Here is a 21,892-nt window from a genome sequence, read left to right on the forward strand (position 1 = left end):
TCTCCAATAAAGTTAGTTTGTCTAGCATCTAAAAATAAAAATTGACGTTTCACGTTGTTTGTTTCGTTTAGTTTTCAAAGTTCAACATCGCGTTTCAGCGACTTTTATAATATATCATAGTATATTATTTTCGTCAACAAGTTTTTCAAGATAATTTGTATCCCTCATTTGCTGACTCTGCCTATTATATAGAGTTTTCTATTGCTATGCAAGTATTATTATAAAAAAATAAGAGGGGGGAAAATCCCACCTCTTATTCTTCAGAAGAAACCTCTTCATTCGATTCCTCTTCTTCATCTTTTTGCGCTTTTGCTACCGTCGCTACCTCTTGCTCATCCTCTAAACGAATTAGACGAACACCTTGTGTATTACGTCCCATTTGAGAGATTTGATCAACCGGCATACGAATAATAACACCCGCTGCCGTAATTAACATGATGTCTTCTTCACCTGTTACAGATTTAACAGCTACTAACTTACCGTTTTTATCTGTAATATTACAAGTCTTCAGACCTTTACCACCACGGCTTTGTAGACGGTATTCATCGATTGGTGTACGTTTTCCATAACCATTTTTAGTTACAATTAGAACATTTACATCCTCTTCAACGATTTCCATGCCTACAACTTGATCTTCTTCACCTAATGTAATTGCTTTTACACCAGCCGCATTACGTCCCATAGAACGCACATCTTGCTCGTTAAAGCGAATTAGCATACCGTTGCTTGTTCCTACAATAATATCCTTATCACCAGATGTTAAACGTACAGATATTACTTCATCCTCTTCACGAAGAGATATTGCAATTAAACCATTCGTACGTATATTAGCAAATGATGAAAGTGGCGTTCTCTTAGAAATACCTTGTTTTGTTGTGAAGAATAAGAATTCATCGTCACCAAATTCACGAATTGGAATAATGGCGTTAATCCATTCACCCTTATCTACACCTAATAAGTTAATAATCGGTATACCTTTTGCTGTACGACTATACTCTGGAATTTCATATCCTTTCGTACGGTATACTTTCCCTTTATTAGTAAAGAATAAAATGTGATCATGCGTAGAAGTAGTTAATAGATGTTCTACGAAATCATCATCATTTGTTCCCATTCCTTGTACACCACGTCCACCACGGTTCTGTGTTTTGTACGTAGAAGCTGGCAACCTCTTAATATAACCATTATGAGTTAACGTAATAGCGATGTTTTGCTCTGGAATCAAATCTTCATCTTCAATAAATTCCATGCCGCCAATTGTAATTTCTGTTCGTCTCTTATCATTGAAGCGCTCTTTTACTTCTGTTAATTCTTCACGGATAATCTCAAGAACTTTCTCTTCATCTGCTAAAATTGCTTTTAATTCAGCGATTAACTTCATTAAGTCTTGATATTCTTGCTCGATTTTTTCACGTTCTAATCCTGTTAAACGTTGCAGACGCATATCTAAAATTGCTTGCGCTTGTTTCTCACTTAAACCGAAACGTTCCATTAAGCCTTGCTTTGCAATATCTGCTGTTTTCGAACTACGAATTAACGTAATAACTTCATCAAGATGATCTAGAGCGATTCGTAATCCTTCTAAAATATGAGCACGCGCCTCTGCTTTTTCTAATTCATAAGCAGTACGTCGACGAATTACTACCTTCTGATGCTCCAAGTAATGATATAAATTTTGTTTTAAATTCAATACTTGTGGCTCTCCATTTACAAGAGACAACATATTAATACCGAAACTTGTTTGAAGTGCTGTATGTTTATATAGATTATTTAATAGTACATTGGCATTAGCATCACGGCGTACTTCCATAACAATACGCATACCGTTTCGATCTGACTCATCACGTAAATCTGTAATACCTTCAATTTTCTTATCACGAACTAATTCTGCGATTTTTTCAATTAATCGTGCCTTATTAACTTGATAAGGTAGTTCAGTTACAAGAATAGATTGTTTACCATTTGACTTCTCTTCAATTTCAACTTTAGCTCGAAGCATAATAGAGCCTCTACCTGTTTCATACGCTCTTCGAATTCCACTTCGTCCCAGAATTAAACCTGCTGTTGGAAAATCAGGTCCTGGAATAAACTCCATTAATTCCGCAATCGTAATGTCAGGATTATGACTTAGTGCCAATACACCATCAATTACTTCACCAAGTTGATGCGGTGGAATATTTGTTGCCATACCAACCGCAATTCCCGTCGTACCATTCACTAATAAATTAGGAAAACGCGCTGGCAATACAATTGGCTCTCTTTCAGAACCATCATAGTTATCTTGATAATCAATCGTATTTTTTGAAATATCACGTATTAATTCCATAGAAATCTTAGACATTCTTGCTTCTGTATAACGCATTGCTGCTGCTGAATCGCCATCAACAGAACCAAAGTTACCATGCCCATCAACAAGCATATAACGCTGACTAAAATCTTGCGCCATACGTACCATCGTCTCGTAAACAGCTGAGTCACCGTGAGGGTGATACTTACCGATTACTTCACCGACAATACGCGCTGATTTCTTATACGCTTTATCAGCTGTAATTCCTAAATCATTCATCGCATATAAAACCCTACGATGCACAGGTTTTAATCCATCACGAACATCTGGTAATGCACGAGATACGATAACACTCATTGCGTAATCTAAAAACGAGGTACGCATTTCATGACTAATATTAATTTCTCGAATTCGTGCTTGTTGTTGATTGTCTGACATCAACGAGCACCTCCTCTTACATTTCCGTTACACATACATTGATTTATATGTAGAAGACAGGAATACTTAGATTCCTGTCATTATCCATTTAAATATCAAGGTTTTTCACGTATTTTGCATTTTCTTGGATAAAGTTACGACGCGGCTCTACTTTATCTCCCATTAAAATTTCAAATGTTTCATCCGCTTCAATTGCATCTTGAAGAGAAACTTGAAGTAATGAACGTACTTCTGGGTCCATTGTCGTCTCCCATAACTGGGTTGGATTCATTTCCCCCAGACCTTTATAACGCTGAATCCCTGGCTTAGGTTGAGCTGGTAATTCTGCTAATATTTTTTCAAGTTCCTTATCGTTGTAAGCATATTGAATTTTTTTACCTTGTTGTACTTTAAACAACGGCGGCTGCGCAATATAGATATAACCACACTCAATTATTTGACGCATATAACGATAGAAGAACGTTAATAATAGGGTACGAATATGCGCACCATCAACATCGGCATCGGTCATAATAATAACTTTATGATAGCGTGCTTTTTCAATATCGAAGTCTCCGCCGATATTTGTACCGATCGCTGTAATAATTGTACGAACTTCATCATTTGATAAAATCTTATCTAAGCGTGCCTTTTCAACGTTAATAATTTTACCCTTTAACGGTAAAATTGCTTGGAAATGACGATCGCGCCCTTGTTTCGCAGACCCACCCGCAGAGTCACCCTCTACGATATAAATTTCACTAATTGCTGGATCTTTAGAAGAACAATCTGCCAATTTCCCTGGTAAACTTGAAACTTCTAAAGCACTCTTTCGGCGAGTTAACTCACGAGCCTTTTTAGCTGCTACACGCGCACGCGCTGCCATCGTCCCTTTATCTATAATTTTACGTGCAACATTGGGATTTTCCAGTAAGAACTTTTCAAATGCCTCTGAGAATACTGACTCTGTAATTGTTCTTGCTTCACTATTTCCAAGCTTCGTCTTTGTTTGTCCTTCGAATTGCGGATTTGGATGTTTAATTGACACAATTGCTGTTAAACCTTCACGAACATCTTCACCAGTTAAATTACTATCAGCATCTTTTAAAATATTATTTTTACGACCATAATCGTTGATCACACGAGTTAAGGCTGTTTTAAATCCTACCTCATGTGTACCACCTTCATACGTATGAATATTATTTGTAAATGAGTAAATGTGATTTGTATATCCTTCGTTATATTGAAGCGCAACTTCAACCTGAATACCATCTTTTGACCCTTCTACATATACAGGCTCTTCATGAATTGGCTGTTTCGAACGATTTAAATGTTCAACATATGATTTAATTCCACCTTCATAATGGAATTCTTTCTTCTGTTTCTGTTCACGTTTATCTTCAATTGTTAATTTAATATTACGATTTAAAAATGCTAATTCACGCATACGAGTTGCTAGCGTATCAAATTCGTATACTATTGTTTCCTGAAAAATTTCTGGATCTGGTTTAAATCGAGTTATCGTTCCTGTTTGATCTGTGTCACCAATGACTTTTAAATCCGCAACCGGAATACCTCGTTCGTATTTTTGATAATGGATTTTCCCTTCACGATGTACAAATACCTCTAGTTCTGTTGATAGAGCATTTACTACAGATGCCCCAACACCATGCAAACCACCAGAAACTTTATAACCGCCACCGCCAAACTTACCACCAGCATGGAGAACAGTCATTATAACTTCTACAGCAGGACGTCCCATTTTTTCTTGTATACCAACTGGAATACCGCGTCCATTATCCGTTACACGAATACTGTTATCTTCTTCGATACTAACGTTAATTTCATCACAATATCCTGCAAGTGCTTCATCAATACTGTTATCGACGATTTCCCACACAAGATGGTGAAGTCCTTTTCCACTTGTAGATCCAATGTACATACCAGGGCGCTTTCGAACCGCTTCTAATCCTTCAAGTACCTGTATCTGACTTTCATCATATGAGTTTTCTTCCATTTGCTTTTGTTCCATTGACACAAAGATCACCTACTTTTCCATTTAAATAGGGATTACGCCCTATCTATTTCACAATCTACCGTGCCGTTCGTTACATGAATTGTTTTCGCTTCTTTTAATGTTTCGTGTTCAATTCCGTCGACACTCGTCGTTGTCACAAATGTTTGCACTTTTCCTTGAATTGTATTTAACAGATGCGATTGACGATAATCATCTAATTCTGATAATACATCATCCAATAAAAGAATTGGATATTCCTTAACTTCTGAGTAAATCAATTCAATTTCAGCTAATTTTAGGGACAGTGCGGTCGTTCGTTGTTGTCCTTGCGAACCAAAGACCTGAACATTTTTACTATTAACGAAGAATTGTAAATCATCACGATGAGGACCAATTAAAGTCGTACCACGGAAAATCTCACGTTGTTTCACAGATTGAAAATTTTCATAGTATACTTCTTTTATTTTCGACAAATCCATTGATTCTGATACATCTACACTTGGTTTATAGACAATTTCTAATTCTTCTAATCCACGGCTTATACCGCGATGAATTGGAGCTGCCCATTCTTGTAGTAAATGCAAAAATTCAAACCGTTTTTGCAATATTTTTGCACCATGCTCAATAAGTTGAAGTGTAAATACATCCAACATCGTTTCCTCATTCTTGCTACTCCCTTGCATCTTTTTCAGCAAGTGATTTCGTTGCGTGAGCACCTTTTGATATTGACTCAACTCATACAAATAGACTGGAGCTATTTGACCTAATTCCATATCTAAAAAGCGTCTTCTTACTTGAGGGCTTCCTTTTACAAGATTTAAATCTTCTGGGGCAAACATGACAACGTTCATCATGCCAATATATTGACTCAATTTTTGTTGTTCAAGTTGATTTAATTTTGCCTTTTTACCTTTTTTCGAAATATTTAATTCTAAAGACAAAGAACTATTTCTCTTTTGTAATTTCCCTTTAATTTGACCGAAATCTTCATCCCAACGGATAAGCTCGCGATCATTAGAGGTTCTATGAGATTTCGCCATCGCTAAAACGTAAATAGCTTCCATCAAATTCGTTTTCCCTTGCGCGTTTTCACCGATAATCACATTCACTTTATCTTCAAAGGAAAGCTCTAACTTTTCATAATTGCGATAGTTTTTTAACTGTATTTCTGAAATAAACAAAGGGCTCCCCCTTTATGCCTGAACTTGGAAACTTCCGCTTCCTGGAATTTCAATAATATCGTTCGCATATAATTTGCGACCTCTTCTATTTTCAAGTTCTTGATTCACGTACACTTCATATTCTTGTAAAAACCATTTTACAGCGCCACCTGTATCAATTACATCGGCTAACTTTAAAAATTGTCCTAGTGTAATATACTCTGTTGAAATTTTAATACGTTTCATAAAATCGCTCACTTTCTGAAAGTGTTCATTCTTTCATTGTACTAAATAAACTAACATTAGGAAAGTAATACCCAAAAATCAAATAAGGGCTACTAGTATCTGAAAACTAGCAACCCTTACTTCTTACTTAGTAAGTACGAACCGGTAAAATTAATTGAATAATGGACTCATCATTTACTGTGCGAATTAAGAATGGTCTCATTGCGCCAGTAAAGCTAATTTTAATTTCAGTACTATCTAAAGCTTTCAGTGCATCCATCATATATTTTGCACTAAAAGATATTTTTAACTCTTCCCCATCTACTTTTTCACATTGAACTTCTTCTACTACCTTCCCGATTTCTGGTGAATTCGAAGAAATCTCTAGCATTTCCTGCTCTAAAGTTGATAATTTTACAACATTATTACGACCATCCCTTGCTAATAGAGATGCACGATCAATTGCTTGTAAAAATTCTTTTGTATTTACAAAAATGTCTGTTTTACTTTCGGCTGGAATTAAGCGAGTTGTATCAGGATAATTCCCTTCTAACAATCTTGAGAAGAATAATAAATGCTTTGTACGGAATAATACTTGATACTCCGTAATAACGATATCTACCATTTCTTCAGACTCATCTAGAATTTTGCTTAATTCATTTAAGCTTTTACCTGGAATAACAACATTCGCTTGAAATTCATCTGCGATTCCTTCGATTTTTGCTTTTCGAAGAGCTAACCTGTGACTATCTGTAGCAATACAAGTTAGTTCGCTGTTATATACTTTCCAGTTTACACCTGTCAAGATCGGTCTTGTTTCAGAAGTGGAAACTGCAAATACCGTTTGTCTGATCATATGTTTCAGTAAATCTGTTGGAATCTTAAAAACATGATGTTCTTCAATTTGTGGTAACAATGGATATTCAGCAGAATCTAAACCATTTAAATTAAACTCTGATTTTCCAGAAGTTATTTTTGTCATAAAATGATTTTCCACAGAAATTTCGACAGTCTCTTTAGGTAATTTTTTTACAATCTCACTAAAATATTTTGCTTGTAAAATAATACTTCCTGATTGCGCTACTTCTACGATTTCTTTTCCATCGTCTTCAACTGGGATAAAGGATTCAATTGAAATATCAGCATCGCTTCCTGTTAACGTAACGCCTTCTTCCGTAGCGACAATTTTAATTCCTGTAAGGATCGGAATTGTTGTACGAGAAGAAACAGCCTTCATTACATCTTGTACACTTCTTACAAGATAGTCTTTTTGTATTGTAAAACGCATAAAGAAAAACCTCCGGTAAGTATAAGATTTTATTTAATTAATAAAGATAAAAAATAGTAGTAATAGTAATAGGGCTTGTGGATATGTGGATAACCCCGTTAAAGGATGTAAAAACAGTCTATCTACATGTGGATAGACTGTGCGTAAAACAAGGTAAGTTATTCACACTATTCAGCTACTACTTTAAAATATCGTTAATTTCTTCAACTTGCTTTTGTAATTGCGTATCCGTTTTAAGCAGCTTAGAAATTTTTTCATGTGCATGGATAACTGTTGTATGATCACGTCCACCAAATTCTTCACCTATTTTAGGTAAGGAGGAGTCTGTAAGTTCGCGTGATAAATACATTGCAATTTGGCGAGGGAAAGCAACTGATTTTGTTCGCTTTTTCGCCTTGAAATCTTCCAATTTTATTTGATAAACATCCCCAACAGCCTTTTGAATATCATAAATGGAGATAATTTTTGGTTTAGAATTTGGAATAATATCTTTAAGTGCTTCAGCTGCTAAATCAGCATTAATATCTTTGTTAATTAAAGATGAATAGGCTACAACTCGGATAAGTGCACCTTCTAGTTCACGAATATTTGAATCGATTTGATTTGCAATATAAAGCATAACCTCATTTGGTATATCGAGTCCTTCAGCTTTTGCTTTTTTACGTAAAATTGCAATTCGTGTTTCTAAATCTGGTGGCGTAATATCCGTAATGAGTCCCCATTCAAAGCGAGAACGAAGACGGTCTTCTAAAGTTGGAATTTCTTTTGGTGGCCGATCACTTGAAATTACAATTTGTTTACTTTCTTCGTGTAATGCATTGAATGTATGGAAAAACTCTTCTTGAGTTTGTTCTTTTCCTGCTAGAAATTGAATATCATCTATCAATAAAACATCTACATTACGGTATTTATTACGAAAATCGACCGCTTTATTATCACGAATAGAATTAATGAATTCATTTGTAAATTTTTCTGATGATAAATATACAACCTTCGCGTTTGGGTTATGTTCAATTACATAATGACCAATTGCATGCATTAAATGGGTCTTTCCGAGTCCAACTCCCCCGTAAATAAAGAGGGGATTATATGCTTTAGCTGGCGCTTCAGCTACGGCCAATGAAGCAGCGTGAGCAAAACGGTTACCAGAGCCAATAACAAATGTATCAAACGTATATTTTGGATTTAGCATGCTCTGTGGTAAATGATTAGAATCATCTTGTGCTGAATTTGGTTTAGAAGGAGGAAGATCAATCTCCTCTTCAGCTTGACTTTGGGGAATAATAAAGCGAATAGCTAATTTTGCCCCCGTTAAATCGTAAAGTGTTTCCGAAATTAGCTCTGAATAATGAGATTCTAACCAATCACGAGCGAATTCATTTGGAGCCGTAATTGTTAATACGTCTTTCTTTAAATTATGCGCGGTTGTTGACTTTAACCATGTTTCATAACTTGGCTTACTGACCTTTTTTTCTAGTTCTTTTAAGGCACTGTTCCATAAATCAGAGATGTTTTCCAAAGGTGTCCCTCCTTTACTAAGATGGTAAAAGAATAAGGTTGCGCAACAAATGTACAACCTAAATAAATATAAAATGTATATTTATACGAAACGTATTTTAAAACCTAAAAACGTCGTTTGTATATGAGATAGGGTTTTCGACAAAAAAAGCAAATGTGGATAATTATTTACCCACATGTGATTAAAACTGTCCACATGTTATACACAAATTGTGGATAAGATAAAGATGTGGAAAACTTATTCAAAGTGAAAACACAACTATAATATCAAAAAAAAGTAGCTATAGCAATGAATTTCAGAAAGTTATCCACAAAATCAATACCTTGTGGAATAAACTTGTCCACAACACGATATACTGTGTAAAAGTGCGAAAAAGGTTTGTGGATATAAAAAACAAGAAAAAACATTTATCCACAAGGAAATATAGGGTCTGTGAAAAAGTATGTGAATAGGTTCAAAATGAATATTTGATGAAAATTTCGAGAACCATTGACATTTTCCTAGTTGATTAACTATAATTTATAGGACTGTCTTTAACAGATATTCCTCAGGGAGGTGTCATATAATGAAAAGAACTTACCAACCAAATAAACGTAAGCGCAGCAAAGTACATGGTTTCCGCAGCCGTATGAGCACAGCGAACGGACGTAAAGTGCTAGCAGCTCGTCGTCGTAAAGGAAGAAAAGTATTATCTGCGTAGACCACTGATCGTTCAGTGGTCTTTTTTTCTAATAATAGTGAATTTCCACTGATGAACTACAGGAGTGTCAATTGATATGAAGAAAACACATCGTATAAAAAAGAATGATGAATTCCAGACGGTTTTTCAAAAAGGAAAATCGAATGCGAATCGTCAGCTTGTTGTCTATCAACTAGATAAGGCAGAGCAGCCAAATTTTCGTATTGGTCTTTCTGTCAGCAAAAAAATAGGGAATGCAGTAGTGCGTAACCGAATTAAACGTATGATTCGCCAGTCAATCACAGAATTAAAAGATGAGATAGATTCTGGAAAAGATTTTGTTATAATAGCAAGGAAGCCTTGTGCAGAGATGACATATGAAGAATTAAAGAAAAGCTTAATTCATGTCTTTAAACGCTCTGGTATGAAAAGAATAAAAAAGTAGCGTAAGGAAATGAATTACACTATATACATACCGAAACAAGGAGGAGCAGGCTTTGAAAAAGAAAATAGGTTTACTAGCCATGGTTATTGCATTAATGGCAATTGCTACTGGCTGTAGTGAAGTGAATCAGCCGATTACGCCGAAAAGTACTGGAATTTGGAATGAATATTTCGTATATCCGCTTTCTCAGTTAATTACGTATTTTGCCAACTTATTTGGTAGTAATTACGGTTTAGCAATCGTCGTTACAACGCTTATCATTCGTTTTGCATTATTACCATTAATGATTAAACAAACGAAGAGTACGAAAGCAATGCAGGCGTTACAACCAGAAATGGTGAAGTTAAAAGAGAAATATAGTTCTAAAGATCAAGCAACACAGCAAAAACTACAACAAGAAATGATGCAGTTATATCAAAAAAATGGTGTAAATCCATTAGCAGGATGTTTACCAATCTTTGTTCAGATGCCTATTTTATTCGCGTTTTACCATGCGATTATGAGAACAGCAGAAATTAGTAAGCATACATTCTTATGGTTCGACTTAGGGCAGGCAGATCCGTTCTATATCTTACCGGTTGTTGCGGCAATTACGACATTTATTCAGCAAAAACTTGCAATGGCAGGAACAGCTGGTCAAAATCCGCAAATGGCAATGATGATTTGGCTTATGCCAATTATGATTTTAGTCTTTGCAATTAACTTCCCAGCTGCATTATCACTTTACTGGGTTGTTGGTAATATCTTTGGTATCGCTCAAATGTACTTGATCAAGGGGCCAGAAATTAAGGCTAGTAAGGCAGGAGGATCAAGCAAGTGAGTGTAATTACTGCTAAAGGACAAACAGTCGAGCTGGCAGTACAAGATGCTTTAAGACAATTAAATGTTTCAAAAGACCGAGTAGATATAAATATTATCGATGAAGGTAAAAGAGGGTTCCTAGGTTTATTTGGGAATCGACCTGCAGTAGTAGAAGTTGTATTGAAGAAAGATCCGATTCAAGAATGTGAAGAATATTTAAAAAATGTGATTCACGATATGGGTGTGGAAGCTGAGATTAGTAAAATTGTAAAAGGACGCGAAGTTGAATTTACAATTTCTGGCGAAAATATAGGTGTTTTGATTGGAAAAAGAGGAAATACCTTGAATTCTTTGCAGTATTTAACAAAACTTGTGGCGAATCGTAATACGAAGCAGTATATTGGCATCACACTAGATGCCGAAAATTATCGTAGTAAAAGAAAAGGTACATTAGAAGCCCTTTCTTATCGATTAGCAAAACAAGTAGTAAGTACGAAAAAAAGGGTTGTGTTGGAGCCTATGCCATCTTTTGAACGAAAGATTATCCATCAAGCATTATCTAATCATCAAAATATCATTACAACTTCTGAAGGAAAAGAACCACATCGACATGTTGTAATATCTTCCAAGTGACCGGTTACTCAATTGAGTGCCGGTTTTTTTGAGGGGAAAATAGGTGTGGATAACTAAAAAACACTAAACTTATCCACTGTGAATAAGTTTAGTGTTTTTTACATGAGGACATAATAAAATGAGTTATTATTCTTTTGTAGATAGGTTCGTTATGGTATTCTAATAATTTAGTGAAGAAAATAATCATGTTGAAATAGAGATAAATAAGCAAGTGAGGTGAAAGGACATGGAATTTGATACAATTGCCGCGATTTCCACAGCGCTTGGAGAGGGTGCAATTGCCATTGTTCGAGTAAGTGGGGATGATGCGGTTGAAAAAGTTAATCGTATTTTTAAAGGGAAGGATTTAACAGAGGTTCCTTCTCACACAATTCATTATGGTCATATTGTTGATTTAGATACAAATCAAGTTATTGAAGAAGTAATGGTGTCTATTCTACGTGCGCCAAGGACTTTTACACGTGAAAATATAGTAGAAATTAACTGTCACGGTGGACTTGTTTCGGTAAACAAAGTGTTGCAGCTTATTTTAGCGCAAGGAGTACGATTAGCGGAGCCTGGTGAATTTACGAAACGTGCTTTTTTAAATGGCCGTATTGATTTATCACAAGCAGAAGCTGTTATGGACTTAATCCGTGCAAAAACAGATCGTGCAATGAATGTAGCAATTAATCAAATGGAAGGACGATTATCTAAATTGATCGGCCGTCTGCGTCAGGACATATTAGAAACGTTAGCTCATGTTGAGGTAAACATAGATTACCCGGAATATGATGATGTGGAAGAAATGACACATAATATTTTAATTGAGAAAGCTACACATGTTCGTGCCGAAATTGCAAAGATATTAGAAACATCGAAGCAAGGAAAAATTTTACGTGAAGGTATTGCTACTGCGATCATCGGTAGACCTAACGTTGGGAAGTCATCGCTATTAAATAGTCTCGTTCAGGAGAAAAAGGCAATTGTAACGGATATTGCAGGAACAACTCGTGATGTTATTGAAGAGTACGTTAATGTGCGTGGTGTACCACTTAAACTTATAGATACAGCCGGAATTCGTGAAACAGAAGATGTTGTTGAAAGAATTGGTGTAGAGCGTTCAAAAGAAATGATGAGCCAAGCTGATTTAGTGTTAGTTGTCGTGAATTATAGCGAGGCCTTAACGAATGAGGATGAAGATCTATTCCGTGCCGTACAAGGAAAAGATTTCATTGTTATTGTAAATAAGACTGATTTACCGCAAACAATTGATATGGAACGTGTTACAGAATTGTCAGCTGGAAATCGTGTTATTACAACATCGTTAATTGAGGAACAAGGAATAGATGAGCTTGAAAAGGCAATAGCTGATTTATTCTTTGAAGGAGCAATCGATTCTGCAGATGTGACATATGTTTCTAATGCAAGACATATTGGATTATTAACACAAGCAGGAAAAACAATTGGGGATGCGATTGAGGCGATAGAAAATGGTGTTCCAATTGATATGGTGCAAATTGATTTAACAAGAACGTGGGAAATACTTGGTGAAATTACTGGTGATACCGTCCATGAAAGCCTAATTGACCAGCTGTTCTCTCAATTTTGTTTAGGAAAATAATATAGTGACGTTTTAGAAAGATAGAGATTATTAGGAGGAATAAACAATGGGATACAATGCCGGTTCATACGATGTCATAGTAATCGGTGCAGGTCATGCAGGATGTGAAGCTGGTCTTGCGGCAGCACGAATGGGCTCCAACACATTAATGTTAACAATTAATTTAGATATGGTAGCGTTTATGCCATGTAACCCTTCTGTTGGTGGACCAGCAAAAGGGATTGTTGTTCGTGAAATTGATGCATTAGGCGGAGAAATGGGACGCAACATTGATAAAACACATATTCAAATGCGTATGTTAAATACGGGTAAAGGACCAGCTGTACGTGCACTTCGAGCACAAGCAGATAAGTTCTCTTACCAGCATGAATTAAAGAAAACAATTGAAGAAACACCAAATCTAACGTTGTTCCAAGGAATGGTAGAGCGTTTAATCGTTGAAGATGGCGAATGTAAAGGGGTAATTACGCAATCTGGTGCTGAATATACAGCAAAGACAGTAGTAATTACGACTGGAACATTTTTACGTGGTGAGATTATTATGGGGGATTTAAAATATTCGAGCGGTCCGAATAATCAACAACCATCTATTACTTTATCTGAACATTTAGAGGAGCTTGGATTTGATCTTGTTAGATTTAAAACAGGTACACCTCCGCGTGTAAATAGTAATACAATTGATTACAGTAAAACAGAAATTCAGCCAGGTGATGATAAACCAAGAGCTTTCTCTTTTGAAACGACAAAATTTATCATGGATCAAATTCCATGTTGGTTAACGTATACAAGTACGGAAACACATCGTTTAATAGATGAAAACCTACATCGCTCAGCTATGTATTCTGGTATGATTAAGGGAACAGGACCTAGATATTGTCCTTCAATTGAAGACAAGGTAGTAAGGTTTAATGATAAACCACGTCATCAAATTTTCTTAGAGCCAGAGGGACGTAATACACAAGAAGTATATGTACAAGGTTTATCTACAAGCTTACCAGAAGATGTGCAGCGTGATATGCTTAGAACAATCCCTGGTCTAGAAAACGTTGAAATGATGCGTACAGGTTATGCGATTGAATATGATGCGATGGTGCCAACACAACTATGGCCAACACTTGAAACGAAAAAAATTAAAAATTTATATACAGCAGGACAGATTAACGGAACTTCTGGTTATGAAGAGGCAGCGGGACAAGGGCTTATGGCTGGAATTAACGCAGCATGTCGTTCTTTAGGAAAAAAAGAAGTTATTTTAGGTCGCGAGGATGCTTATATTGGTGTCTTAATTGATGATCTTGTAACGAAAGGTACAAATGAACCATATCGTTTATTAACGTCTCGTGCAGAATATCGCCTATTATTACGCCATGATAATGCTGATCTTCGTTTAACTGAAGTTGGTCGTGAAATTGGATTAATTAAAGAAGAGCGCTATGAGCGATTTACAAATAAAAAATTACAAATTGAACAGGAAAAGGAACGTTTAAGCAGCATCATTATTAAGCCACGTCCTGAAGTTCAAGAATTAATTCGTAGCATTGGCGGAAGTGAATTGAAAGATGGAATACGTGCAAGTGACTTATTACGTCGTCCAGAGATGACTTATGAGCACATTCATCTTTTAGTACCAAGTGAAGTAGAATTAAGTGATGAAGTGACAGAACAAGTTGAAATTCAGATTAAGTACGAAGGATATATTGAAAAATCTTTACAGCAAGTAGAGCGTATGAAGAAAATGGAAAACAAAAAAATCCCTGTGGATATCGATTATGATGCGATTTCTAGCATTGCCTCAGAAGCTAGACAGAAATTGAAAGATGTTCGTCCACTTTCAATGGGGCAGGCTTCACGTATTTCTGGCGTAAACCCAGCGGATGTTTCCATTTTACTTGTGTATATTGAACAAGGAAAAATTGCGCGAGTATCGAACCAATAAATAGTAAGGAGATATTGCTAGATGAACATAGAACAATTTCAATCTATGCTAGAAGAGAAGGGGATCACCCTCTCTTCTAGACAGTTAGAGCAGTTCGAAATCTACTTCGAAACATTAGTAGAGTGGAATGAAAAAATGAATTTAACGGCGATTACGGAGAAAGAAGAAGTATATTTAAAACACTTTTTTGATTCCGTTACAGCTGCTTTTTATTATGATTTTTCAAAACCATTCTCAATTTGTGATGTTGGCGCAGGAGCTGGATTCCCAAGTATTCCTTTAAAAATCTGTTTCCCGCACTTAAAAGTGACAATTGTAGACTCATTGCAAAAGCGCATTAATTTCTTAAATCATTTAGCGCAAAAGTTGGAATTAAGTGACGTTGCGTTTTGTCATGATCGTGCTGAAACATTTGGGAAAAAAGAAGGTGTACGTGAATCGTACGATATTGTAATGGCACGTGCAGTTGCACGTCTTTCGGTATTAAGCGAGCTATGTTTACCACTTGTAAAAGTTGGAGGAACATTCATTGCAATGAAAGGTGCTGCAGCAAACGAAGAAATTGAAAATGGCAAGTATGCTTTAGAGGTGCTAGGCGGGGATCTAAAAGAAATGTCTACGTTCCAATTACCGTTTGAAGAAAGTGAACGTAATATTTTATTAATCGAGAAAAAGCGCAAGACACCAAAGAAATATCCACGCAAACCGGGAACACCCAATAAATTACCTATTGAAAAATAAATCTTATTAGACGTAAGATTAAATTATATAAATGAAAACGTAAATGTTTCATAGGAAACATTTTATGGAGAATAGTCAATAGGCCTAAAAGGTGGTGGAATATGTATGAAAAATACGTTTTCTCGTTTATTTGGCTTTGGAGATAAAGAGAGCGAATTCGAATTACAAGACGAAAGCCATGAAGAAATAGATAAAAAGGTATATGAAGAAATACAAGAAATTCCGATAGTAAATATTACCCCTAACCGTTATCAACCACGAACAGTTTTTGATGATGCGCGTATTGAGGAGCTAGCATTAACGATTCGTACACATGGACTTATTCAGCCAATTGTTGTGAGGCAATATGAGGATGATAAGTACGAGATTATTGCTGGGGAAAGACGTTTCCGTGCGGCAACAAAGTTAGGGTGGGAAAAGGTTCCTGCAATTATAAAAAACTTAAATGATACAGAGACAGCTTCTGTAGCTTTAATTGAAAACTTGCAACGTGAGGAACTAACGGCAATCGAGGAAGCTGTGGCATATCAAAAGCTAATTGAGTTACATAATTTAACACAAGAAGCATTGGCACAACGACTTGGAAAAGGACAATCCACAATCGCAAATAAGTTGCGATTGTTAAAGTTGCCTGAAGAAATAAAAAGTGCGTTATTAGAAAAAAGCATTACAGAAAGACATGCTCGCGCGCTCATTCCTTTAAAAAATGAGGAATTACAACTGAAGGTTTTACAGGAAATTGTGGAGAAACAGCTGAATGTAAAGCAAACAGAGGAACGAATTGCGAAATTACTAGAGGAAGCAAAACCGAAGCGTAAGGCAAAGCAAAAAGCAGTAAGTCGAGATACGAGAATTGCCATGAATACAATTAGGCAGTCATTACAAATGGTTGCTGACAGTGGTTTAAATGTTAATTCTGAGGAAGAAGAATTTGATGAGTACTATCAAATTACAATTCAAATTCCGAAGAAAAAATAATAATGGCGTGTAAGAGACCTTATCCTATTGGATAGGTCTCTTTTACTATATTTTCTTGTTAGATGAAGAAGGAGTTTACAAATAAATTTTGAAGTTTAATAAGGACGTAAAAGAAAAACTTTTATTTCATGTTACAATAAACGTAATTGTTACTAGAATAAGATAGAAAGGTTGAAAGTAGGTGACATCATGGGAAAAATCATTGCTATTGCCAATCAAAAAGGTGGCGTTGGGAAAACAACCACATCTGTTAATTTAGGGGCTGGATTGGCACAAGTAGGTAAAAAGGTCCTTCTTGTAGATATTGACGCTCAAGGAAATGCAACGACTGGTGTGGGAATTGAAAAATCCGAATTAGATCAATGTATTTACAATGTTCTTGTGGAAGATGCAGATGTTCAAGGGGTTATACGTAAAACCGCAACTGAAAACTTAGATGTTCTACCCGCTACAATTCAATTGGCAGGTGCTGAAATTGAATTGGTACCGACTATTTCCCGGGAAGTACGTTTACAAAGGGCATTACAGCCAGTTCGTGATGAATATGACTATATTATTATCGACTGTCCCCCGTCCTTAGGGTTATTAACGATTAATGCATTAACCGCAGCAGATTCTGTTATTATTCCTGTTCAATGCGAGTATTACGCACTAGAAGGATTAAGTCAGCTATTAAATACAGTTCGACTTGTGCAAAAGCACTTAAATAAAAATCTAGCAATTCAAGGTGTATTGCTAACAATGTTGGATGCCCGTACGAATTTAGGGATTCAGGTTATAGATGAAGTGAAAAAATACTTTAGGGATAAAGTATACCGCTCGATTATTCCTCGTAATGTTCGTTTAAGTGAGGCACCAAGTCATGGGAAACCAATTATGCAGTATGACGCTAAATCAAGAGGGGCAGAAGTATATATAGATTTAGCAGAGGAAGTGATTGCAGGTGGCTAAAGGATTAGGAAGAGGAATCAATGTGTTTTTTCCTGATTTAGATGTGAAAGAAGAAGAAACAATTCAGGAGATTGCGATAACTGAATTAAGACCGAATCCATATCAACCACGTAAACACTTTAATAAAGAGGCGATTCAAGAATTGTCGGCTTCTATTAAAGAGCATGGCATACTGCAACCATTAATTGCTAGGAAGAGTATTAAAGGATATGAAATCGTTGCAGGTGAAAGAAGATATCGTGCTGCCAAAGAGGCGGGGCTCGAAAAGGTACCTGCTGTTGTAAGACAATTAAATGAGCAGCAAATGATGGAGTTTGCATTGCTTGAAAACTTACAACGAGAAGATTTAAATCCAATGGAAGAAGCAATGGCATATCAAATGTTAATGAATGAGCTAAATATAACGCAAGAACAATTAGCAAAACGTCTTGGCAAGAGCAGACCTTACATTGCAAACTATACACGGTTATTAAGCCTCCCTTCTTTTGTGCAAGATATGATTGCAAATGGGCAACTTTCAATGGCTCATGGGAGAACTTTGCTTACGATAAAAGATGAAGAACAATTAAAATCTTTATTAAAACGAATCGAAAAAGAAGGATTAAATGTTCGTCAATTAGAGAAAATTGTTCAGGAGATTAATCAACGCGTTTCACGTGAAACAAAACAAGTGAAAAAAGAGAGAAATATATTTTTTGTAGAGCGCGAAACGTTCTTAAGAGAAAAGTTTGGCACAGATGTGAAGATTAAAGAAACGAAAAAAGAAAAAGGTAAAATCGAAATTGAATTTTTTAATAAAGAAGATTTAAATCGTATTTTAGAATTATTAGCAAAGAAAAACTAAAAAGCAAACCATCTTATTATTTATAGATGGTTTGCTTTTTTTAATACAGATAATTTTTGGTCTGTTTCTTTTATACTTTGTGCAATTACATCAGCCATTTTCATGACTAAACTTAATCTTGTATTTTGCAGGACGAAAAACTCCATAAAACCATTTAGATTTACGATGCCATGAATATGTAAATCACCAACTGCAGGTAACTTTTTGTTCATCGCAGCTCCAGGTTTACTAGGCCCCATTCCGGTAGTGATGGAACCGATACTTTGAGACTTTCCTAAACAGGCATCAACCGCAATTATAAACGAAGTAGGATTATTTTTCTGTATATTCTGAATTTTTTCTTCTAAATTTAGCGCATGTACCGGCTCATCTAGTGTGCCAAACACTTGGAGGTTTTTAATTCCTACTTGTTCTAGTTTCGTACCGACTAACGGACCAAGTGCATCGCCTGTAGAACGATCTGTTCCAATACAAACGAGAATAATCGGTATATTTGTTTTAATAGGGATATGGGAAAGTAAGAAGTTACTAATGGTCTCGGAGGCTTCTACGTCTTGGTGCATAACATTTTGAGTTTCTTTTTCGAAAAAGGGTAAGCGAAAACTTCCAATATTCATGAAGCATCCATCCTTTTAATAAATTTTCAAAATATGTTATATGGTGAGTAAAATGGAAAACTATAAGTGCGTACTTCTTGTAAAACTTGAGTGAAAACGGAAATAATAGTACTAGTATATATATATTCGTTCCATTTTATACCTGTATGGAAGTTAACAAATATAATTAAAGTCATAAAATTTTTTCAGCAATTAGGAGACTTCTGATACAATAAGAAGGATAACTAAAAAGAAATTTTGGCTGGAGAGGTAGAGGTACATGGATTTATTAACAAAGTGGTTTAATGCCACGAAACAGTATTTATTAAATGCTGATCGTTGGGCTGATATTGGAACAGCGACATTGAAAATATGTATTATTTTAATAATTGGTGCGGTTGTTGTACGAGTTGCGCGTGCAATTGTGCGAAATGCGTTTCGTATGGGAAGCCGTTCGCCAATTCAAATTTCAGAACGTCGTACCGTTACAGTAGCGAAGTTACTTGAAAATATTGTGGCATACGTTGTTATGTTCATTATGTTAATTGCAATTTTAGGTGTGTTTAATATTAATGCATCTGGTCTATTGGCGGGTGCTGGGGTAATTGGTTTAGCGGTCGGATTTGGTGCTCAAAGTTTAGTGAAAGATGTCATTACGGGGTTATTTATCTTGCTAGAAGATCAATTTTCGGTAGGTGACTATGTGAAGATTGGTCAGTTTGAAGGTGTCGTTCTAGAAATTGGACTTCGTACAACAAAAGTAAAGAGTTGGACAGGCGAAATTCATACTTTACCAAACGGAAGTATCATTCAAGTTACGAACTATTCAGTTAGTAATAGTGTAGCATTTGTTGATGTATCCATTTCGTATGAGGCTGACATAGCGAAAGCGGAGCAAGTCATTGAAGATTTATTAGAAGAATTACCTGCACAGTATACGCAAATGGTAGCAAGGCCTCAGTTATTAGGTGTGCAAACATTGGCTGCATCAGAAGTTATATTACGTGTTATTGCGGAAGTAGAGCCGATGCAACATGCGGTTGTTGCAAGAGCCCTTCGTAAAGAAATTAAAAATCGTCTAGATTTACATGGAATTGAAATTCCATATCCACGTATGGTTTTATATAATCGTGAAGAATTGGTGAGTGGAAAAGCAATTTAGTATGGAGAGGGGTTTGGAGAATGGAGCAAAAGCAGTATAACTTGTACGATGTTGTGGAAATGAAGAAAGCCCACCCATGTGGTGAGAATCGCTGGAAGATTATTCGTATGGGAATGGATATCCGCATTAAGTGCGAGGGATGTGACCATTCAGTAATGATTCCTCGAAGAGAATTTGATCGTAAGGTGAAAAAAATACTTGTGAAGCATGAAGAATAGAGAGTAAGTAACAGTTGCAGTGGGTAGCTGTTACTTTTTTCGTTTGGAGGAAACTTGTCATTTTTTTCGTTACTATCTATAATGATGAAAGATTAAGACATAGGAGTGAAAAATATGGGATTAACGGCTGGGATTGTTGGATTACCTAACGTAGGGAAGTCCACTTTATTTAATGCAATTACACAAGCAGGAGCAGAATCTGCAAACTATCCATTCTGTACAATTGATCCAAACGTAGGAATTGTAGAAGTACCAGATGAGCGTTTAAATAAATTAACGGAATTAGTAGAACCGAAAAAAACTGTTCCGACTGTATTTGAGTTTACTGATATCGCGGGTATCGTAAAAGGTGCTAGTAAAGGTGAAGGTTTAGGAAATAAATTCTTATCTCACATTCGCCAAGTAGATGCAATTTGCCAAGTTGTTCGTTGTTTTGAAGACGAAAATATTACACACGTTTCAGGGAAAGTAGATCCGATCGATGACATTGAAACAATCAACTTAGAGCTAATCTTAGCTGATCTAGAATCTGTTGATAAACGTATCGAACGTGTTGCGAAATTAGCAAGACAAAAAGATAAAGAAGCAGTATATGAGCATGAAATTTTAGTTCGCTTAAAAGAAGCTTTTGAAGAGGGCAAACCAGCTCGTACTGTTGAATTCACTGAAGAGCAAATGAAGATTGTTAAAGGCCTTCATTTACTTACAACGAAAGAAATGCTATATGTAGCAAACGTAAGTGAAGATGATATTATCGATCCTTCTGAAAACAAATACGTACAAATGGTAAAAGAATTTGCTGCAAATGAAAATTCTCAAGTAATCGTTGTATGTGCAAAAATCGAAGAAGAAATCGCTGAGCTAGACGAGGAAGAGAAAAAAGTATTCCTTGAAGAACTAGGTATTGAAGAATCTGGTTTAGATCAATTAATTCGTGCTGCGTATGATTTATTAGGACTTGCTACGTACTTTACAGCAGGTGTGCAAGAAGTACGTGCATGGACGTTTAAACAAGGTATGAAAGCACCACAATGTGCTGGCGTAATTCATACAGACTTTGAGCGTGGATTTATTCGTGCGGAAACAGTTTCTTACGAAGATTTAATGACAAACGGTTCTATGACAGCTGCAAAAGAAGCTGGTAAAGTTCGTTTAGAAGGAAAAGAGTATATCGTAAAAGACGGAGACGTTATGCACTTCCGCTTCAACGTTTAATTTAATATTTCCTAGGAAAAATAAAGATATGAGCTTGGCAAATATATTATGTGTTTGCCAAGTTTTTTATGCATGGGTGAGTTGATTCATCTAACTTACTATGATATAATCTAAACTCGTGAGTAATTACTATAAATTAATTGCTCCTTGCCCATTATGGGCCGTTTAGACCAAAAG

General features: G+C 35.9%; 20 protein-coding genes. 13 read left to right on the top strand and 7 right to left on the bottom strand.

The window, feature by feature from the left end; genetic code table 11:
* Nucleotides 1-253: 253 nt before the first annotated feature.
* The 6 genes from gyrA to dnaA form a co-directional block, all read right to left on the bottom strand.
* Entirely contained in the window at nt 254-2,725 is a 2,472-nt protein-coding gene (gyrA, locus tag MR113_RS08555) for a DNA gyrase subunit A (RefSeq protein ID WP_242253492.1), read from the bottom strand.
* Nucleotides 2,726-2,813: 88 nt separating this feature from the next.
* On the bottom strand, nt 2,814-4,736 hold the full coding sequence (gene gyrB, locus MR113_RS08560) for a DNA topoisomerase (ATP-hydrolyzing) subunit B (protein WP_242253494.1): 1,923 nt from the start codon (nt 4,734-4,736) through the stop codon (nt 2,814-2,816).
* Nucleotides 4,737-4,774: 38 nt separating this feature from the next.
* Complete coding sequence (gene recF, locus MR113_RS08565) at nt 4,775-5,902, bottom strand: DNA replication/repair protein RecF (RefSeq protein WP_242253497.1); 1,128 nt, start codon at nt 5,900-5,902, stop codon at nt 4,775-4,777.
* A 12-nt stretch (nt 5,903-5,914) separates the two neighbouring features.
* On the bottom strand, nt 5,915-6,127 hold the full coding sequence (yaaA, locus tag MR113_RS08570; protein WP_000821366.1) for a S4 domain-containing protein YaaA: 213 nt from the start codon (nt 6,125-6,127) through the stop codon (nt 5,915-5,917).
* Between the two features lie 127 nt (nt 6,128-6,254).
* A complete protein-coding gene (gene dnaN / locus MR113_RS08575; RefSeq protein ID WP_001212888.1) occupies nt 6,255-7,394 on the bottom strand; it encodes a DNA polymerase III subunit beta in 1,140 nt (379 codons plus the stop codon).
* Nucleotides 7,395-7,572: 178 nt separating this feature from the next.
* Nucleotides 7,573-8,913, bottom strand: a complete 1,341-nt coding sequence (dnaA, locus tag MR113_RS08580; RefSeq protein ID WP_016085337.1) for a chromosomal replication initiator protein DnaA — start codon at nt 8,911-8,913, stop codon at nt 7,573-7,575.
* Nucleotides 8,914-9,478: 565 nt separating this feature from the next.
* Between dnaA and rpmH the strand changes: the two genes are divergently transcribed.
* The 10 genes from rpmH to spo0J all read left to right on the top strand — a co-directional run bounded on the left by rpmH (nt 9,479) and on the right by spo0J (nt 18,524).
* Complete coding sequence (gene rpmH / locus MR113_RS08585) at nt 9,479-9,613, top strand: 50S ribosomal protein L34 (RefSeq protein WP_000831901.1); 135 nt, start codon at nt 9,479-9,481, stop codon at nt 9,611-9,613.
* Nucleotides 9,614-9,689: 76 nt separating this feature from the next.
* Complete coding sequence (gene rnpA, locus MR113_RS08590) at nt 9,690-10,037, top strand: ribonuclease P protein component (RefSeq protein ID WP_000750813.1); 348 nt, start codon at nt 9,690-9,692, stop codon at nt 10,035-10,037.
* Nucleotides 10,038-10,089: 52 nt separating this feature from the next.
* Entirely contained in the window at nt 10,090-10,857 is a 768-nt protein-coding gene (gene spoIIIJ / locus MR113_RS08595; RefSeq protein ID WP_061679591.1) for a YidC family membrane integrase SpoIIIJ, read from the top strand.
* Nucleotides 10,854-11,471, top strand: a complete 618-nt coding sequence (jag, locus tag MR113_RS08600) for an RNA-binding cell elongation regulator Jag/EloR (protein WP_242253499.1) — start codon at nt 10,854-10,856, stop codon at nt 11,469-11,471. The genes spoIIIJ and jag overlap by 4 nt, the downstream gene beginning before the upstream one ends.
* A gap of 226 nt (nt 11,472-11,697) precedes the next feature.
* Nucleotides 11,698-13,074: a tRNA uridine-5-carboxymethylaminomethyl(34) synthesis GTPase MnmE gene (gene mnmE / locus MR113_RS08605; protein ID WP_242253502.1), complete on the top strand. Its 1,377-nt coding sequence runs from the start codon at nt 11,698-11,700 to the stop codon at nt 13,072-13,074.
* A 46-nt stretch (nt 13,075-13,120) separates the two neighbouring features.
* Complete coding sequence (mnmG, locus tag MR113_RS08610; RefSeq protein ID WP_097817173.1) at nt 13,121-15,010, top strand: tRNA uridine-5-carboxymethylaminomethyl(34) synthesis enzyme MnmG; 1,890 nt, start codon at nt 13,121-13,123, stop codon at nt 15,008-15,010.
* Between the two features lie 21 nt (nt 15,011-15,031).
* Entirely contained in the window at nt 15,032-15,751 is a 720-nt protein-coding gene (rsmG, locus tag MR113_RS08615) for a 16S rRNA (guanine(527)-N(7))-methyltransferase RsmG (RefSeq protein ID WP_242253508.1), read from the top strand.
* 105 nt (nt 15,752-15,856) lie between these two features.
* Nucleotides 15,857-16,729 (top strand): nucleoid occlusion protein, encoded by an 873-nt coding sequence (noc, locus tag MR113_RS08620; RefSeq protein ID WP_000799027.1) that lies wholly within the window; start codon nt 15,857-15,859, stop codon nt 16,727-16,729.
* A 189-nt stretch (nt 16,730-16,918) separates the two neighbouring features.
* Nucleotides 16,919-17,680, top strand: coding sequence for a sporulation initiation inhibitor protein Soj (soj, locus tag MR113_RS08625; protein WP_000516117.1), 762 nt, complete (start codon nt 16,919-16,921; stop codon nt 17,678-17,680).
* Nucleotides 17,673-18,524, top strand: coding sequence for a stage 0 sporulation protein Spo0J (gene spo0J / locus MR113_RS08630; RefSeq protein ID WP_242253510.1), 852 nt, complete (start codon nt 17,673-17,675; stop codon nt 18,522-18,524). The genes soj and spo0J overlap by 8 nt, the downstream gene beginning before the upstream one ends.
* A 20-nt stretch (nt 18,525-18,544) precedes the next feature.
* Here spo0J and yyaC read toward each other — a convergent pair whose 3' ends face one another.
* A complete protein-coding gene (yyaC, locus tag MR113_RS08635) occupies nt 18,545-19,141 on the bottom strand; it encodes a spore protease YyaC (RefSeq protein WP_242253524.1) in 597 nt (198 codons plus the stop codon).
* A gap of 259 nt (nt 19,142-19,400) precedes the next feature.
* Here yyaC and MR113_RS08640 point away from each other — a divergent pair, with 259 nt between their 5' ends.
* The 3 genes from MR113_RS08640 to ychF all read left to right on the top strand — a co-directional run bounded on the left by MR113_RS08640 (nt 19,401) and on the right by ychF (nt 21,715).
* Nucleotides 19,401-20,282: a mechanosensitive ion channel family protein gene (locus MR113_RS08640; protein ID WP_242253526.1), complete on the top strand. Its 882-nt coding sequence runs from the start codon at nt 19,401-19,403 to the stop codon at nt 20,280-20,282.
* A gap of 20 nt (nt 20,283-20,302) precedes the next feature.
* Nucleotides 20,303-20,500, top strand: coding sequence for a DUF951 domain-containing protein (locus MR113_RS08645; protein WP_000436051.1), 198 nt, complete (start codon nt 20,303-20,305; stop codon nt 20,498-20,500).
* 114 nt (nt 20,501-20,614) lie between these two features.
* Nucleotides 20,615-21,715 (top strand): redox-regulated ATPase YchF, encoded by a 1,101-nt coding sequence (gene ychF / locus MR113_RS08650; RefSeq protein WP_000524656.1) that lies wholly within the window; start codon nt 20,615-20,617, stop codon nt 21,713-21,715.
* The last annotated feature ends 177 nt before the right edge of the window (nt 21,716-21,892 follow it).

Origin of the sequence: Bacillus cereus group sp. BfR-BA-01379 (genome assembly GCF_022663605.1) — a bacterium.
Taxonomy (GTDB): domain Bacteria; phylum Bacillota; class Bacilli; order Bacillales; family Bacillaceae_G; genus Bacillus_A; species Bacillus_A mobilis.